The 16627-nt window shown below is 34.3% G+C and carries 16 protein-coding genes and 1 riboswitch; of the genes, 2 read left to right on the forward strand and 14 right to left on the reverse strand.

The window, feature by feature from the left end; all coding sequences use genetic code 11:
* The 11 genes from BW929_RS08015 to BW929_RS08060 form a co-directional block, all read right to left on the reverse strand.
* A partial coding sequence (locus BW929_RS08015; RefSeq protein WP_200805226.1) for a transposase zinc-binding domain-containing protein occupies positions 1-278 on the reverse strand: 278 nt, incomplete at its 3' end.
* A gap of 237 nt (positions 279-515) precedes the next feature.
* A riboswitch (purine riboswitch) is annotated at positions 516-616 on the reverse strand.
* 81 nt (positions 617-697) lie between these two features.
* Positions 698-1915 carry an ABC transporter substrate-binding protein gene (locus tag BW929_RS08020; protein WP_076544856.1) on the reverse strand — a complete coding sequence of 406 codons (1218 nt, stop codon included), beginning with the start codon at positions 1913-1915 and terminating at the stop codon, positions 698-700.
* Between the two features lie 70 nt (positions 1916-1985).
* Entirely contained in the window at positions 1986-2939 is a 954-nt protein-coding gene (locus BW929_RS08025; RefSeq protein WP_200805227.1) for a branched-chain amino acid ABC transporter permease, read from the reverse strand.
* Positions 2940-2943: 4 nt separating this feature from the next.
* Entirely contained in the window at positions 2944-3297 is a 354-nt protein-coding gene (locus BW929_RS15465; protein ID WP_234978080.1) for a branched-chain amino acid ABC transporter permease, read from the reverse strand.
* 5 nt (positions 3298-3302) lie between these two features.
* A complete protein-coding gene (locus BW929_RS15470; RefSeq protein ID WP_234978081.1) occupies positions 3303-3878 on the reverse strand; it encodes a branched-chain amino acid ABC transporter permease in 576 nt (191 codons plus the stop codon).
* 4 nt (positions 3879-3882) lie between these two features.
* A complete protein-coding gene (locus tag BW929_RS08035) occupies positions 3883-4581 on the reverse strand; it encodes an ABC transporter ATP-binding protein (protein WP_084566132.1) in 699 nt (232 codons plus the stop codon).
* 12 nt (positions 4582-4593) lie between these two features.
* Complete coding sequence (locus tag BW929_RS08040; RefSeq protein ID WP_076544858.1) at positions 4594-5352, reverse strand: ABC transporter ATP-binding protein; 759 nt, start codon at positions 5350-5352, stop codon at positions 4594-4596.
* Positions 5353-5648: 296 nt separating this feature from the next.
* Positions 5649-6530 (reverse strand): glycine betaine ABC transporter substrate-binding protein, encoded by an 882-nt coding sequence (locus tag BW929_RS08045; RefSeq protein ID WP_076544859.1) that lies wholly within the window; start codon positions 6528-6530, stop codon positions 5649-5651.
* Positions 6531-6762: 232 nt separating this feature from the next.
* Positions 6763-8811 carry a methyl-accepting chemotaxis protein gene (locus BW929_RS08050; RefSeq protein WP_076544860.1) on the reverse strand — a complete coding sequence of 683 codons (2049 nt, stop codon included), beginning with the start codon at positions 8809-8811 and terminating at the stop codon, positions 6763-6765.
* A gap of 33 nt (positions 8812-8844) precedes the next feature.
* Positions 8845-9441, reverse strand: coding sequence for an HD-GYP domain-containing protein (locus tag BW929_RS08055; RefSeq protein ID WP_076544861.1), 597 nt, complete (start codon positions 9439-9441; stop codon positions 8845-8847).
* Complete coding sequence (locus BW929_RS08060) at positions 9404-10411, reverse strand: GGDEF domain-containing protein (RefSeq protein ID WP_084566134.1); 1008 nt, start codon at positions 10409-10411, stop codon at positions 9404-9406. The genes BW929_RS08055 and BW929_RS08060 overlap by 38 nt, the downstream gene beginning before the upstream one ends.
* A gap of 190 nt (positions 10412-10601) precedes the next feature.
* Between BW929_RS08060 and BW929_RS08065 the strand changes: the two genes are divergently transcribed.
* Positions 10602-11753, forward strand: coding sequence for a PQQ-dependent sugar dehydrogenase (locus BW929_RS08065; protein ID WP_076544862.1), 1152 nt, complete (start codon positions 10602-10604; stop codon positions 11751-11753).
* 127 nt (positions 11754-11880) lie between these two features.
* Positions 11881-13014: a hypothetical protein gene (locus tag BW929_RS08070; protein WP_076544863.1), complete on the forward strand. Its 1134-nt coding sequence runs from the start codon at positions 11881-11883 to the stop codon at positions 13012-13014.
* Positions 13015-13103: 89 nt separating this feature from the next.
* Here the strand turns inward: BW929_RS08070 and BW929_RS08075 are convergent, their stop codons facing one another.
* Genes BW929_RS08075 through BW929_RS08085 form a run of 3 tightly spaced genes read right to left on the reverse strand, consistent with a single transcriptional unit; the run spans position 13104 to position 16552 of the window.
* Positions 13104-14795, reverse strand: a complete 1692-nt coding sequence (locus BW929_RS08075; protein WP_076544864.1) for a glycoside hydrolase family 13 protein — start codon at positions 14793-14795, stop codon at positions 13104-13106.
* 36 nt (positions 14796-14831) lie between these two features.
* Entirely contained in the window at positions 14832-15668 is an 837-nt protein-coding gene (locus BW929_RS08080; RefSeq protein ID WP_076544865.1) for a carbohydrate ABC transporter permease, read from the reverse strand.
* On the reverse strand, positions 15668-16552 hold the full coding sequence (locus tag BW929_RS08085) for a carbohydrate ABC transporter permease (RefSeq protein WP_076544866.1): 885 nt from the start codon (positions 16550-16552) through the stop codon (positions 15668-15670). The genes BW929_RS08080 and BW929_RS08085 overlap by 1 nt, the downstream gene beginning before the upstream one ends.
* Positions 16553-16627: the final 75 nt, after the last annotated feature.

Consider the following 16627-nt stretch of genomic DNA (forward strand, 5'->3'; position numbering starts at 1 on the left):
TCTACCCATTTATCTACATAGACTTTACCACATCTGGAGCAGAACCTACTTTTACAGCTGAAGCTGACAATATGCTCTTCACCACAGTCCAGGCATTTATATTTAGCATAACCATTTTCTGGTTTACCACATTCCATTGATTTTTCTACCTGGTCAATTACATGATTTAACATATCAGCAGGCACTCTACCTGGAAGATGTTCTATCTTAAACTCTTCCCAGTGATCATTCAATATTGTTTTAACTTTAATATGATTTCTTCTTTGTTTTGGGCTCATAATATTTTTATCCTTCTACAAAGTTATCCACATTCCTGCAAAAGCATAATTTCCTATATAATAAAAATAGCCCAGGTAGGAAGACTCTACATTCAATGAGTAGAACCTCCCCGCCTGGGCTTTTATCCCTTCGGTGTGATATATCCATACCTGTACCGCTCGGACCAGCCAGTATATTTAGAATAAATCCTAAACAGAATAAATTAGACTATAAATTATCCCTCTAATACTGCGGAAACCTAGGTACACTTCCCTCATAGTCGAACAATTTACGGTGTCCGGTAGAGACTTGTGGGCCATATTCCCACTATTATATGAGGTACAAATTTAATTTTTGACTTTACAACTCAATCTTAACAGATGGAATTTTTAAAGTCAAGCGGGATTAAAATGTCTTATTATTCAGAAAGAACATTAACTTATTGTATTTCTACACTCTCATTAACAATATCTCCATCTTCGATCTTCCAGATACCGATTGCTCCCATACTGTCTCCTACGTCATTAAAGATAACCGGACCAGATGCTCCTTCATAGCGTATTTTCTCTCCAGCTGCAATTAGATCTTTAGCCTTGTTCCATTCATTAATATTGACTACCATTCCATCTTCCGCCAAGACTTCATTAATCGCATCTCTAATGGCTGGACCTTCTGTACTACCGGCTTTTTCAATAGCTAAAGCCAGAACAAAGGTAGCATCAAAACTGGTATCAATATAGGGTTTAGGTGGAATCTCACCAAACTCTTCTTCGTAAAGTTCAGTAAATAATTCCGGCCCGTTTCCACCAGGCATAGAAGTTGGTGCGGTACCATACATTCCTTCTAAATACTGTTCCACACCTTCAGTAATTTCGGGAGCTTTAAGTCCATCAGTAAAAATAAATTTATTAAAATAACCATTTTCTAGAGCCTGTCTGATAATTGTAATTCCACCATCATCAGTATAAGCAATTAGTAATAATGCATCAGGATTTTCGGAAGCAGCCTCCATCAGTTCACTTCTATATGATACTTTATTTGGTTCAAAAGCAATAGAGGCAGTCACTTCTCCTCCTCTTTTTTCAAACTGTTCGATTACTGCATCATTTAAACCCTGACCATAATCATTATTAACATAGATTATCGCCAGCTTATCATTGTTTAAATCTGCTGCCAGGTTTCCTGCAACTACTCCCTGTAAACTATCTGAAGGTACTGTTCTAAATACATAGCCGTTATCCTCTAAAGTAGTCAGTACCGGGGAAGTAGAAGATGGTGAAATCAAAACTGTCTCACCAGGAACTGCAACACTCTCAGCAACTGGTATTGTAACACCACTTGATAAGGCTCCTACAATTGCATTAATTCCATTTACAGACACCAATTTCTGGGCTCCATCAACACCAGCCTGAGGGTTAGTTTGAGTGTCAACATTGACAAGTTCCAGTTCTTTTCCACCCAGCAGTCCCCCCTGCTCATTAATAATTTTTTGGGCCAGCAGAGTCCCGTTCCGGGTAAACTGACCATAGGAAGCAAGTCCACCTGTAAGCGGCATTAAAGTACCAATTTTAACAGTCTCCTGAGCAAAAACACCACTAACAGTCAGTGACAGAAACAACATAACCAGCATTGTGATAAATATTTTCTTTTTAAACATTATTTTTCCTCCTCATTTTCTCGCTACTCATATTTAAAATACTCAATTAAGAGTAAAATTATTAACTAATTTATTTGCTATTAGCAGTTGATTTACTGCTATATTTCTTTTCACCAAATAACCCCTGTGGCCGACTCAAAAGTATAACTTCTAAAAAGATACCAATCAAAATCACTCTAACAGCAGCGGCCTGAGTTGTATAAGCAGCCGGAAGCATTCCTGTTAAAAATTCAGTTCCGGTCCAGATTCCCCAGGTTAAAAAAGCTCCAATAATAGAACCAAAGTTATTGGCACTGCCACCAATGATCAGCATTATCCAGACTAAAAATGTAGCCTGCATCGGTCTAAAGGCCTCCGGTGAAATAAAGGAAGTAAAGTGAGCATAAAGTGCGCCTCCAACTCCCATCATAAAAGCACCTAAAATAAAAGCTTCCATTCGATAACGAACCACATTCTTCCCGGCAGCTTTAACTACTTCTTCGTCTTCTCTAATTGCTCGTAAAACTCTGCCCCAGGGAGAATTTATTCCTTTTTCACTTAAATAATAAAAAATAGCAATGACTATAATCACAATCAAAAGAAAAAACAAATTGTAATTTGAACCAAAAACACCGGCCAGCGGTTTAGGAATAGCCGAGATACCTCTAACTCCATTACTCAACCAGGCCTCATTTTTAATTACCAGCCTAATTATCTCAGCAATACCAATGGTTGCAATCCCAAGATAATCTTCTCGCAAACGAATTGTTGGGATCCCCACCACCAGTGCCAGTATGGAAGCTACAATACCAGCAGCCAGCAAGCCTATAACAAAAGGCATCCCAAAGCCTCCAAGATGATCAGGAGATGGAGCTTTAGTCATGATTGCCGAAGTATAGGCACCAACTGCCCAAAATCCAGCAATTCCAATATTAAAAAGCCCGGCAAAACCACGCTGAATATTTAAGGCCAAGGTCATTATTGCATAAATACCGACAAAGATTAAAAAGAAAACAAGATATGAAAAAATACCAGCCAAAGTCATATTTTTACACCTTCTTTCCCATTAAACCAGAAGGCCTGATTATTAACATTAAAATCATAATTGTAAAAGCAACTGCAGGTTTATAAGCTGCAGAAATAATCAAAGTTGACATTTCCTGAGAAATTCCAATCACCAGGCCACCAAACATCGCTCCATATGGACTTCCTATTCCACCCAAGATAACCGCTGCAAATAATGGGAGTAATAAATTCCAGCCCATTACCGGTGTCAAATGGGTATCAAAAGCGAGTAAAATCCCGGCTGCTGCTGTAAGAACTCCACTCATTGCCCAGGTCCAGATAATTACTCTCTCCGTATTAATTCCTGTTATCTGAGCTAAATCAATGTTATCAGCCATAGCCCTCATTGCCAATTTACTTGATAAAGTAGTTGAGGGTGATGAACATAAGCTAAATCAATGTTATCAGCCATAGCCCTCATTGCCTTGCCCAGTTTTGTTTTACTTAAAAATAAATGGACTGCAATGACAAGTGATAAGGCCAAAATTAAAATTATGATCTGATTTTGTTTTATTCTCAATAAGCCATCACCTATAATTATTGGCATCTGAATTGCCTTCTCGTAAAATTTATTCTGAGGTCCCCAGACTAATAAAACAAAATTTCTAATTATTAGAGCTGCTCCCACAGAAGAAATCATTACGATAACAGAATCTCTTTTCCTTAGATGTCTATATAAAATAAAATTTAAGAGTACTGCTGTTCCTGCAGTAAAAACTGCAGCTAAAACAAAAGCCAGCCAAAAAGGTAGGGCTAGCTGTACCTTAAATAAAAAAGCAAAATAAGCTCCAAGAGTCATTAAATCCCCATGGGCAAAATGTCCAAACTTTAAAATTCCATAAATCAAAGACAATCCAATTGCACCAAGGGCAATAATCGACCCCAGTATTACTCCATTCAAAAACAGCTGTGCGACCATAGACTTATCCTCCCAAAAAGAGCTGCGCTACTTCTTCATTCTCAAGTAAGCCTCGCCCACTATCCTCATATTTTTTTTCACCTGCTGCCAGAACATATCCTCTATCTGACATCGCCAGTGCTTTTTTCGCATTCTGTTCCACCATTAAAATCGAAACACCAGTTTTGTTTATCTCTTCTACCTTTTCCAAAATAAGATCAATATACATTGGTGCCAGACCTGCTGTCGGTTCATCCAGAAGCAAAAGTTTCGGTTCTATAACTAAAGCCCGACCAAAAGCCACCATCTGTCGCTGTCCCCCACTTAAAGTTCCTGCTTTTTTCTTCCTTTTCTCTACCAGTGGTGGAAAAAGATTATAAATCAAATCAAACCTTGCTTGAAGTTTTTTCTTTGAAACATAGGCACCCAGTTCCAGATTTTCTTCTACAGTCAGGGTAGGAAAAACATTATCAGTTTGCGGTACAAACGACAATCCTTTTTTAATCATTTGATCAGTAGTGATTTTTGTTAGGTCACTATTCAGATAATTTATTTGGCCACCCATAATATCAACAAGAGAAAAAATGGATTTTAACAGAGTGGACTTTCCAGAACCATTTGGACCAACAATTGAAACAATTTCTCCTTCATTTACTTCCAGAGAAATACCGTGGATGATTTCTATCTCACCATAACCGGCATAAATTTCATTAATACTTAACAATAAGACCACTCCTTAAGCCGTTTTCTCTCCCAAATAGGCTTCTAACACCTTCGGATTAGTTTTAATTTCAGCAGGTGTCCCCTCAACTAAATGCTTGCCATCATTCATTACAATTACTCGATCACAAATATTCATAATCAGATCCATATTGTGTTCAATTAAAAGAATGGTTTTTCCTCTTTCTTTTAATTTTATAATGTTTTCAGCAATTTTATTCAATAAGGTAGGGTTAACGCCAGCTCCAGGTTCGTCAAGTAAAATCAGTTCCGGTTCTGCCATTAAAGCTCTGCCTAATTCAAGCAGTTTTTTCTGGCCACCCGATAGATTAACAGCCATCTCATCAGACAGATGCTCCAGTTCCAGAAATTCAAGAGTCTGATAAGCCTTAGCTTCATTTTCTTTTTCTTCACTATCTACTTTACTTCCTCTAAACCAGCTGTTCCAGATATTCTCACCACTCTGGCCTGAAGGAACAAGCATCAAATTCTCAAGAACAGTCATTTTCTTTAAAGTTTTGGGAATCTGAAAGGTTCTTGCTAGGCCAAGCCGAGCAATCTTGTGGGGAGCAAAGTTATTAACTTTCTGCTCTGAAAAATATACTTCTCCCTGATCCAGTTTTAAAGAACCAGCAATTAAATTAAACATCGTAGTTTTACCAGCTCCATTTGGTCCAATTAGTCCAGTTATAGTATTCTTTTCCACTTCAAAAGAACATTCGTCTACTGCCCTGAATCCACTGAACTCTTTTACTGCACTTTCTACTTTTAACATAAAAGCACACTCCTTTCTACTCAATTCGCATTAGCTTTATGTTAATTTGTATTAATCTTAATCCTTTTTTTGTAAGGTGTCAAGTAGCCCAGTTACAATGGGAGCTTTAATCCCCTTATACAGGTATACAATAGTAATTAATAATCTATATTTTAAAAGAATTGCTGAACCATAATTGCAATTTTAATTAATCTGCTTGTTAAATTAAATATCATTAAACCCCTGCCGATTAAAAGCAGGGGTGTTAAATTAAATAACTAAATTTTTAGTTTATATTGGTTTATTAAGAATATAAGTTATTCAGAAACAACAACCGGATTGGTCCAGCCTCTGGCTTTTTCTTTATTTTCTTCAACCCATTTTTTTGCAGCTGCTTCCTTCTCCATTCCATCTTCAATCCAGGCCATAACCTGACCTACTTCGTCAGTAGTCATTCTAAAGTCATGAAAGAAACTTACTACTTCTGGGTGCTTCTGGGCTAACTGAGGATGATGGAAGGTATAGACATTTTCTTTAGATCCATAAACATTCTCAGGATCTTCTAAAAACTTTAGATCAAATTTAGCAAATTTATAATGAGGTCTCCAACCAGTTACAACTATCCATTCTTCTTTTTTAATAGCACTTTCTAAAGATCCTACCATCGCCGGACCACTGCTGGTTAGAAGTTCAAAATCTAAATCATATTCTTTAATTGCCTCTCTGGTAGCTTTCATCACTCCTGCTCCAGGTTCAATCCCGGTTATTTTACCATCAAATTTATCCCGATACTTGTTTAACTCTTCTACAGAATCAATGTCAACATATTCCGGAACTACAAGCCCAATTTTGGCACCTTTATAGTTAGGTCCTGTTTTAATAATTTCTTCCTGGTAGCGTTCAACATAATTTTTGTGAGTCAGGGGGAGCCAGACTCCCATAAAAGCATCGATATCACCTTCAGCTAAAGCAGCATAAATCGGACCCACTCCCACCATTGTTGTTTCAACATTATAATCCATTATATCTTCTAAAACCACTTTAGCAACCTGAGTTTCCGCAACTGTTCCTGCCCAATTAACATAACCAAGTTTTACTGTCTGATCCTGAGCCTGTGTCTCCTCCGGCAGTAAAGCCATCCCAGCTATGAGCAGTGTTATAATAATTAATGAAGCAAAAATTGTTCTAATTCTTTCCATAAGCAAAAACCTCCTCAAAATTTTAATCTTTTTAAGCATTTTTGAGCATTTTTAACTTTGTATAAGGTTGAACTATGTTTAGAAAAGATTTATTCTTTCAGAGAATAAATTGCTTCTATTTACTCCAGTTACCATAATTTATTATAACAAACCTTAAGATTATATCAAGTAAAAGTCAGAGATCAGATCTTTTATAAAATACAAATTTTAATAAATCAAAATTTGAGCAAAATTAATCTGAATATTTAATTTCACTGCCCATTTTAATATTTTTGATTAATTTCTTTAAACTATTAATTATCTGAACCAGCCCTTCAGACTGCTGATCAATTTCCTGAATTTCTTTTAACTGGTCTTTACTTTGAAGCTGAGCTTTAGCCGACAAGTTAGTATTCTCTTGCGAAATTTTAGAAATATTACCCATGTTTTTTAAAATGTTTTTAATATTTTTATCAGCATCTTCCGCTGAATTATATGATTTATCTATCGCCTGATTTACATTGTCCAGTGATTTTCTGATCTGTAAATAGCTTTGGGTATTTTTGCTAACCGTCTTAATCCCCGTATTTAATTCCTCTTTACCTGCTGCCATATTTTCTCCAGCTTTATGAGTTTCAGATTTAATCTCTCTAATCAATTTAGAAATTCTTTCTGCTGAATCTCTTGACTCTTCGGATAATTCTCTGATTTCTTCTGCAACTACTGAAAAACCTCTCCCAGCCTGCCCTGCCCGGGCTGCCTCGATAGAAGCATTTAAAGCAAGCAGGTTTGTTTGTTTAGAAATTCCATTAATCACATCTAAAATATTATCAATATCATCTGAAAGAGAAATTAAAGCTGAAATATCTTCAGAAACCATCTCTATTTTTTCTTTTATAACCAGCATCTGCTTTTTTACATCCTCTATACTTTCTCTACCTTCTTCAGTACTCTTATTCATTAAAACTGAACTTTCACTTAAAAGATCATTATTATTTTTTAATTTTTTAATATCTTCAGCAAGCAGCATTGTTTTTTGATGAATCTCTTCAATATTATTTTCCTGAATATCTGCTCCTTCTTTAACCCGAACAAATACTTCCTGATTTTCCTGAGTAGAAAGCATAATTTCTGAAGTAGCAGAATTAATGCTGTCAGAAGAAATTAATAATTCTTCTGACAGCTGCTCAACATTTTTTAATATTAGACTAATTTTTCTTAACAAATTTTGAAAACCGGAGGACAGTTTACCTATTTCATCCTGCCTGTTTAGGTCTAATTTAAGCTCAAAATTACCTTTTTCAGCTTTATCCAATTCCTGTTCAAGAAATAAAATCGGCTTAATTAAAGTCTTACGGATAAAAACAAATAAAAGCAGCACAAGCATTATCAGAATTACAAATGCAGAAGTAATAACAGTATTTCTAATCTTATTCATTAAACTATAAGCCTGAGAACTGGGAACCTGGGCCAGCAATGCCCCATTTATTTTATCTATTTTAACATATGACAAAAGAAATTCTTCGTTTTCATAATTAATTGTCTTAATTTCTTTACTTACTAATAATTCTTCCATATTAAGGTGCTCACTCATATCAATCCTGTTTTTTAATAATCCCTGATCAGTATGTGCTATAACTTTTCCGCTGCTATCTGTCAGATAAACAAACCCCGCTTCTCCGATCTGCCAGCTTATAATTTCACTTAAGTTTGTTGTAGAAATATTAGCTGCCACAATTCCAATAAAATTATCAGAATAATCGCGTACAGGTCTGACAGCTGTAATTGTCAATCTATCTCCACTGATATCAGAATGAGTAGCTGTCCAGAAAGTTTCCTTTTTTTCTCTAGCCTTAGCGAGCCATTCTTCTTTTTGAGAAAAATTATAATCAATACTTTCCCCTTCAGATAAAACTGTATAACTTCCATCTGCTCCTAAATAAAACATTGTGCTAAAGTAATCATAGTTTTCCATCTCTTCTCTAAATTTACGCTTTGCTACCAGCTCAGCCTGATTATTTGAACGCAGTCCATAATCTTCTGCTACCCTGCTGAGTGATTTTTCTGAGCCAAGAAAAAATTTGCTGCTTTCTTTTTTTATTAATTCCACAATATCTAAGTTATTTTGATGTGTTTCTTCCTTTAACCCCTTAGTTATTTCAGAGTTAATAATATAGCCGAGAGAAAAAAGAGAAATACTTACCACAATAATTACTACAGCAATTAATTTGAAATTGATGCTATGTATATACTTGTTTAATTTAAAGTCTTTTTTTAGCCACCTAAAATTAATCTTAATCATCTCCTCTATTTATATTTATGTTTCAGAGAAAAATCAGCTCATAGAGCTAGAGCAAATTAAATCAATAAACTTTTCTACTACCAGGGGATCAAACTGACTGCCAGCTGATTTCTTAAGTTCATTAATAATCTCTGCATCTGTCATTGCATCTCTATAATTCCTACCATATTTCATTACATCATAGGCATCTACAACAGCAATTATTCTGGCAATCAAAGGTATTGCTTCTCCCTCTATTCCCAAAGGATAACCACTTCCATTCCACCATTCGTGATGGGTTAAAATTCCTTCAGCAACATTAATTAAATTTAGCGAATTATAGGCCATCTGAAATCCGACCATTGGATGTTCTTTAATTTTAATCCACTCTTTATTATTAAGAGGTCCGTTTTTATTCAAAATTTCTTTATCTATAATGCTTTTACCTAAATCATGCAGTTCAGCTAAAAACAAAAGATCTCTTATATCCGGACGCGAAAGTTCCATTGCTGCTGCCAGTTTTAAAGCAGGTCGTTTTAATCTCTGACTGTGTTTATAAGTCTCTGGATCAGAATTTTTAATTATTTTTTTCAGTATTCCTGCATAATTGTAATCATACTTTAAGTTTTTTGCATAATTTATGTTTTGCATTATTCTTTTTTTGCCTCCTATTTTTAAAGTAATTACTTCCAGGTTTTTCTTTGACAATTTTTTTGAGTTCAGCTGCTCTGTCACTGACTTCAACATGGCTTTCTATTTTTTTAAATTCGTTTGTCACAATAGCTATTGAAACTGAAGTTAAGGGACAGTTTACTATCTCATGCTGACGGTTATAACAAATAAAATGGCCTTTTTCTAAATCTTCCGGTTTGAAATATTTTTTAATTCCTTTATCAAAAGAATCTATAATTTTATCTGCTACCTTTTCATCATTTTTAGTTTCAATAATTACCACAAAATCATCTCCACCAACATGACCCACAAATGCATTTTCTGAAACTTTAAGTGCCGATCTCTTTAATACTTCTGCCGTGAATTGAAGAACTTCATCTCCTTTTTGATAGCCATAGTTATCATTGTAAGCTTTAAAATTGTCCAGATCTATATACAATAAAGAGAACTTTTTTTCTTCATCTATCGCTTCTTCAATTTCCATTTTAATAGAATTGTTACCAGGAAGTCCTGTTAAAGGATTGGCATCTCGAGCTTCTTTAACTTTTAACTCAGAAACTTCTACTAATAAATCTTTAATTGAAATTGTTGAATAATAATCATTATTTTGAGTAACTATTACAGAATCATAAATATTTTCCTGAGATCTCTCTGTAACAAGTTTTGAAACCTCAAAAATACTCTGATTATAGTCTATAATTAAGGGGTTGGAGTCCATTACTTCTATAATACTCTTCTGCATATATAAGTTATAACCAAATCTGCTGCCCAAACGATAAAATAATTTATCTCTCATTACTAAACCAATAGGTTTAGATTTATCCAGTACAACTATACTCTGAATATTATTTTCATTAAAAATATTAACCAGAACTTTTGTTTTTGCATTTTTAGATGTAGTAAAGCCATTATTTTTTTCTGAAAGCAGACCCACTTTATCTAATCTCAAACTTATCACCTCTCTAGACAATATTTACATATTTACATAATATCATTTCTTAGTTTCCAGACTGTAAATTTTAGATTAACATCTGGTAAACAATTATCAGTAAATGTTTTTGAATATTTAAATAAATATCTGTTATAATTAGTTATAGATTAGTCTTAGTTTATAGGTTAAGGGAGGTATTAAATAAATTATGAGAAAAATATTGATCTTTATATTTAGTCTTTTCTTTTTAATCCTTTTAACTTTTTCAATTCAGGCAGAAATAAGAGTAGGCGAGTTTCCGCAAAATATAGATGACGAATATCTTCAATCACCAGACAATATAAATGTTGAAACCTGGCAGCAGAATTTAAATGTCCCTTGGGAGCTGGTTTTTTTGCCAGAAAGCAATAGAGCTTTAGTTACAGAAAGAGGGGGAAGAGTTCTTGAAGTCATTGAGGGAGAACTTCAACCGGAAAGTTATCTAACGATAGATATTGTTTCCAGAGGTGAAGGTGGACTGCTGGGGATGGCCCATCACCCTGATTTTTCAGAACATCCCTATATCTATTTAATGTACACCTACACTTCTGATTCAGGTGAACAGTATAATAGAGTTTCCCGCTTTAAAGACCAAAGTACTCAGGCTGGAGAGGAAGAAATAATAATCGATCAAATACCTGCTGGAAATTATCATGATGGAGGCAGAATAGCTTTTGGCCCTGATGATATGCTTTATATAACAACTGGAGATACTTTTAACAGAGAAATTGCCCAGGATTTAAATAATCTTGGTGGAAAAATCCTGCGTCTAACTCCAACAGGTGAAATACCTGAAGATAATCCATTTAATAATTCACCTGTTTACAGTCTTGGCCACCGCAATCCTCAGGGACTGGCCTGGCATCCGGAAACAGGAGATCTTTTTATATCTGATCACGGACCTTCTGGTGAAGATGGTCTGAGGGCAAAGGACAGAGTTAAAGTTGTAGAAGCCGGCAGCAACTTTGGCTGGCCGGATAAGATAGGATATTTTGAAAACAGTGAATATGCTAACCCATTAATTATGTGGGAAAATGCCGTTCCTCCTTCTGGTATGATCTTTTATCAGGGATATTTATATCTTGGAACACTGCGCAGTCAATCCTTAGTCAGAATCTCTTTGAAAATAGAAAATAATAATTATTCAGTTAAAAAGATTGAACATCTATTCAATGATGGCAGAGGTGATTCTATCTATGGAAGAATTAGGACTGCAGTTGTTGGACCTGATGGTTATTTATACTTTTTGACAAATAATCGTGACGGCAGAGGTAGTCCTCGCGAAAATGATGACAAAATTTTAAGGTTCAAATTAGATTAGTTTGTTAAATTTATTAATCAGATTTATCAGAATAATTTTATTTAGACATATTTGACTCGACTTTAATAATTCTAAAATATTATTTTTATTAATTAAAATCTGTAATCTTTAAACTGGAGGTTATAAAATGTCTTCACAATTGAAAAAAGCTATTATTGATCATGACCTGGACAAAGTAGAATCTTTTCTAGAAGAATTAAAACAACAGGAAAACTTTTCTCTTGCTTCACTTATTAATGATTTACTGGAACTAATGTTAATGGAATGCAGTCTTCGTTATGGTTCTTTCCACTTTGTCAAAATGAGCCTCTTTTTAAGAGAGTTTTCTTTAAAAAATTATTTTTCTCGTCAGACAGAGTTGAAAATTGCCAGAGTAGTACTGCTTGGTCTAGCTGAAAGACACTTTATTAATCTTGAAGCAAATAACGGTGGTTATAAAGAAGAAAAGATAAATCAAAAAACCTATGACAAGCTTAATGAAGAAATAAATCAGGGGAATACTCACAATGCTTTTTACTATGCTCTTGGAATTTTAGAAAAAGAACCTGAAAAGTTAAAAGAATTTCTTTTAAATCTGGGTATGGAAAGAATACCAGATAGTCTGGGCCACAGCGTCAGCTGCTTTTTCCCGGTAATGAGGGATATTGTTAGTCACTCACAGGATATTTCTGCAACTGCCATTTTAAGCTATGTTATGTACCTCAGCCGCTACAGCTATCAGAATAAATATAATTCCAGTCAGCCAGAACGAAAAGATCTATCTCAAACCGAGTTGGAAGATCTGGGCTTAAAGGCAGCCTCTGGTAGCGGAATAGTTAATCTGCACCACATGATAACCTACTATACATTTTCGATGCTGGAAGATGGCTCCTTTTATCAGCAGCTTCCACCTTATAGCATCTTAGAAAACTATTTTGGTAATAAGAATATTGATCAGTCAAGATTAGAACTAGCTGAAGTAAATAATGAAAAAACTGAAGTTGCGGAAAACTATCAGCAGTTTAAGGATAATTTTTCTCTAGATAATTATCAGGTTAACTTAAGTTTTCTCTTCAGCAGTTTAGATAACAACTATCAGGAAACGGTAAATTATCTCCACAGTTTATATGCTGAATACTATAATTCACACTGGAATCCTCATTATTATACTGGTCTCTATTGTGCTCTAGGTATTTATAAGTCTAAAAAAATTGCTGATAAAAAGGTAAAGAAAATGGCTGTTATTCAGGCAGTAGAATATTTTGCAAGTAACGTTCTTTAAAAAATAGAATTTCTAGTTTATAACATCAAATAATTAATAATAAGCTAAAAAGCCTTCTTTTATTTATTATAAAAGAAGGCTTTTCGATTTTATTCAACCTCCAGAACCAGAGTTTCAAAAGGTCTAAAATTGTATTTTATTTTATCTCTATCTGACTTCAGTCTCTCTTTACTATCAGGATAATTACTCAAAATTAACTTCTTTAATTTATAATTCAGCTCTAACTCTATATTTTCATCTCTAAAATTAGCGATAACCATTATCTTTTTATCATCTTTTATTCTTAAATAAGCCATAAAATCCTGGTTTTTCTCCAGAATTTCTTCGTATTTACCATCAATCAAATTTTTAGAATAGCCACTTTCTTTTCGGAGCCTAATTAAATCCTGATAAAAATAATATAAAGAATCAGGATCAGCAAGTACATTTTTAACATTTATATCTTTATAATTCGAGTTGACCTTAAGCCAGGGCTCAGCAGAACTAAAACCTGCATTTTTACTGTCATCCCACTGCATAGGTGTCCTGCTGTTATCTCTACTTCTATTCCAGACAGCTTTCAGAACCTCATCTTCTTGATGACCATTCTCTAAAGCCATCTTATATTTTCCAATCGAAGCTGCATCATTATAGTCTTCAATTGACTCATATTTAACATTGGTCATTCCAATTTCCTGGCCCTGATAAATAAAGGGAACCCCCCGCATTAGCATAAAGACTGCAGCCAGCATTTTTGCTGAATAACGGTTAATATTTTCTTCCGCTAAATATTTATTCAAACAGCGCGGCTGATCATGATTTTCTAAAAATAAAGCCACCCGACTGTCCTCATCATATGTCTGCTGAATTTGATTAAAAATCTTTTTTAATTTCATTAAGTTCCATTCTTTTTCCCGCATCCAGTTGCTGTCAGGTCTCATTACCAGATCAGTATGTCTAAAATCAAAGATAAAATCAAAAGGACCTCCTTCTCCAACAAATTCTTTCATTCTTTCACTTTTATCAGGATATATTTCTGCAACTGTCACAATTTTATAATTAGAAAATGTTTCTTGATTAAGCTCATTTAAATAAGCAAGTATTCCTTCTTTGTTGGCAGTCAGAGAATGAATTTCAGCCAGCCCATCTTCTCCATCTGGTGTCAGATTTTTATATTCACCTTTTTTGATAAAACTAATAGCATCAACTCTAAAGCCTGCCAGCCCTTTATCAAGCCACCAGTTAACCATCTTATATAATTCCTGACGCAGTTCTTGATTCTCCCAGTTTAAATCAGGCTGTTCCTCTGCAAAAGTATGGAGATAATACTGCTCAGTCTGCTGATCAAAAGTCCAGGCAGAACCTCCAAAAACAGAGCGCCAGTTTGTCGGAGGACCACCATTTTCAGCTGGATCTTTCCAGATATACCAATCTCTTTTAGGATTATCTTTAGATTTTTTTGATTCTTTAAACCACTGATGCTGATCAGAGCTGTGGTTAATCACTAAATCCATCATAATTCCAATATCCCTTTTTTTAGCTTCAGCAATTAATTTATCCATATCTGCCATTGTTCCAAACTGTTCTCCAATAGCATAATAATCAGCTATATCATAACCATTATCCTCCATCGGAGAACTGTAAACTGGACTCAACCAGATGATATCAATTCCCAGTTCAGCTAAATAATCAAGCTTTTCTATTATACCTGGAAGATCACCGATTCCGTCCCCATTACTGTCATTAAAACTTTTTGGATAAACCTGATAAATAACTTTGTCATGCCACCACTTTTTTTCCATATATAATCACCCTTATTTACTTATAATTTTTATAGTCTATTTTCCTGCTCCTTCAATTACTCCACTTATTATCTTATCCTGCATTGAAATATAGAATATTATTACCGGTATAATAGCCAGAATCAGTGCTGCCATTGCCTGGCCATAATTTGATGTATATTGACCGAAAAAGTAAAAAGTTGATAAGGGAATAGTCCGCATACTTTTAGATATTAAAACCAAAGAAGGTAAGAGAAAGTCATTCCAGATCCAGAGTACATCTAAAATTGCAATGGTTGCAGTCACTGGTTTTAAAATCGGAAAAATGATTTTCCAGAAAACCTGTAATTTTGTGGCTCCATCTATCTTAGCTGCTTCTTCTAATTCCAGGGGTATATTTTTAATAAAACCGTGGTACATAAATGTTGCCAGGCTGACTCCAAAGCCAAGATAATAAACAGCAAGTAATAAGCGGCTATTTAACATATTAAATGATCCGTAAATATTGACAAAGGGAATCATTAATGCCTGAAATGGTATAATCATTGAAGCTACCAGAATCATAAAAATTATTTTATTGATCTTCCAGTCCCATCTCACTAAAAAGTAAGCAAGCATTGAAGAAAATACAATAATTAAAAATAAAGATGCTGTAGTGATAATAAAAGAGTTAGTTATCGCCGAGGGATAGCCCATTGTATTAAAGGCATTGATAAAATTATCAAAGTTAATACTTTTAGGTAAAGCAATAGGATTACTTAAAATCTCCATTTTAGCTTTAAAAGAATTTATCAGCACTAAAAAGAAAGGGAAAATATAAAATAAAAATAAGAGAGTAGAGATAATCATTAAAGGTATATTACTTTTTTTTAGTTCTTTTAGCTTTGCTTTCATTATGCTTCAACCTCCATCTTTTTCATTATTGAAACCTGTGAGACAGCAATTACTGCCACTATCACAAATAAGATAAATGCTTTTGCCTGCCCTGAACCAAAGTTCTGACTTAAAAAGGCGTCATTATAAATATGAAGAGTAATTAACTCAGTCATTTTAAATGGTCCACCATTTGTAAGTGATATATTGATATCAAAAACCATAAAACTTCTCTGCAGGGTTAAAAATAAACTGATAGTAAATGAGGGAATCATCAACGGCAGTTTTATCTTAAGCAGCTTCTGAAGGCCTCCTGCTCCATCTATAGAAGCAGCTTCCATCACTGATTTAGGTAATCCCATTAGACCAGCAATGTAAATCAGCATCATATAACCTGAATTCTTCCAAACCCCTACAATAACCAAAGCCCAGAAAGCTTTATTCGGATCAACCAGCCAGGATTCGCTTAAAAAGGGAATCTGCATAAACTCACCTGCATGGATTAAAATTCTGCTGAAAACAAACTGCCAGATAAATCCTAAAATAACTCCACCGATTAAGTTTGGAGTGAAAAAACCTGCTCTAAAAAAATTTTTAGCCTTTATTTTACTGGTTACTATTAAAGCCAGAGTAAAAGCTAAAACATTGGTAATAATAACTGAATAAACCACATATTTAAAAGTTAATTTTAAAGAATTCCAAAAATCAGGATCACTAAAAGCTACCCGATAGTTTTCTAAACCAGTAAAATTAATTGTCTGTCCAAAACCTGTCCAGTCAGTAAAGGTCATCATTAAACCAAAGATAAAGGGGATTCCCACAACAGCAAAGAAAACTAATAGAGGTATCATAGCAAAAATTGAAAAAGATTTTAATTTGGCTAAAAAGGTATTATCATTATACATTATCTCACTCCCTGTTAGGTTGTTCTAAATTCAATTAAATTGAATTGATTTTTAAGGCTGCAGGCTTTGACTGCA

The sequence above is a fragment of the Halanaerobium kushneri genome (genome assembly GCF_900156285.1).
Taxonomy (GTDB): domain Bacteria; phylum Bacillota; class Halanaerobiia; order Halanaerobiales; family Halanaerobiaceae; genus Halanaerobium; species Halanaerobium kushneri.

Coding starts and splice junctions, on each gene's coding strand:
- BW929_RS08020 (WP_076544856.1), bottom strand. CDS start 1,915: ATGTTTAAAAAGAAAATATTTATCACAATGCTGGTTATGTTGTTTCTG.
- BW929_RS08025 (WP_200805227.1), bottom strand. CDS start 2,939: ATGACTTTGGCTGGTATTTTTTCATATCTTGTTTTCTTTTTAATCTTT.
- BW929_RS15465 (WP_234978080.1), bottom strand. CDS start 3,297: ATGGCTGATAACATTGATTTAGCTCAGATAACAGGAATTAATACGGAG.
- BW929_RS15470 (WP_234978081.1), bottom strand. CDS start 3,878: ATGGTCGCACAGCTGTTTTTGAATGGAGTAATACTGGGGTCGATTATT.
- BW929_RS08040 (WP_076544858.1), bottom strand. CDS start 5,352: ATGTTAAAAGTAGAAAGTGCAGTAAAAGAGTTCAGTGGATTCAGGGCA.
- BW929_RS08045 (WP_076544859.1), bottom strand. CDS start 6,530: ATGGAAAGAATTAGAACAATTTTTGCTTCATTAATTATTATAACACTG.
- BW929_RS08050 (WP_076544860.1), bottom strand. CDS start 8,811: ATGATTAAGATTAATTTTAGGTGGCTAAAAAAAGACTTTAAATTAAAC.
- BW929_RS08055 (WP_076544861.1), bottom strand. CDS start 9,441: ATGCAAAACATAAATTATGCAAAAAACTTAAAGTATGATTACAATTAT.
- BW929_RS08065 (WP_076544862.1), top strand. CDS start 10,602: ATGAGAAAAATATTGATCTTTATATTTAGTCTTTTCTTTTTAATCCTT.
- BW929_RS08070 (WP_076544863.1), top strand. CDS start 11,881: ATGTCTTCACAATTGAAAAAAGCTATTATTGATCATGACCTGGACAAA.
- BW929_RS08075 (WP_076544864.1), bottom strand. CDS start 14,795: ATGGAAAAAAAGTGGTGGCATGACAAAGTTATTTATCAGGTTTATCCA.
- BW929_RS08080 (WP_076544865.1), bottom strand. CDS start 15,668: ATGAAAGCAAAGCTAAAAGAACTAAAAAAAAGTAATATACCTTTAATG.
- BW929_RS08085 (WP_076544866.1), bottom strand. CDS start 16,552: ATGTATAATGATAATACCTTTTTAGCCAAATTAAAATCTTTTTCAATT.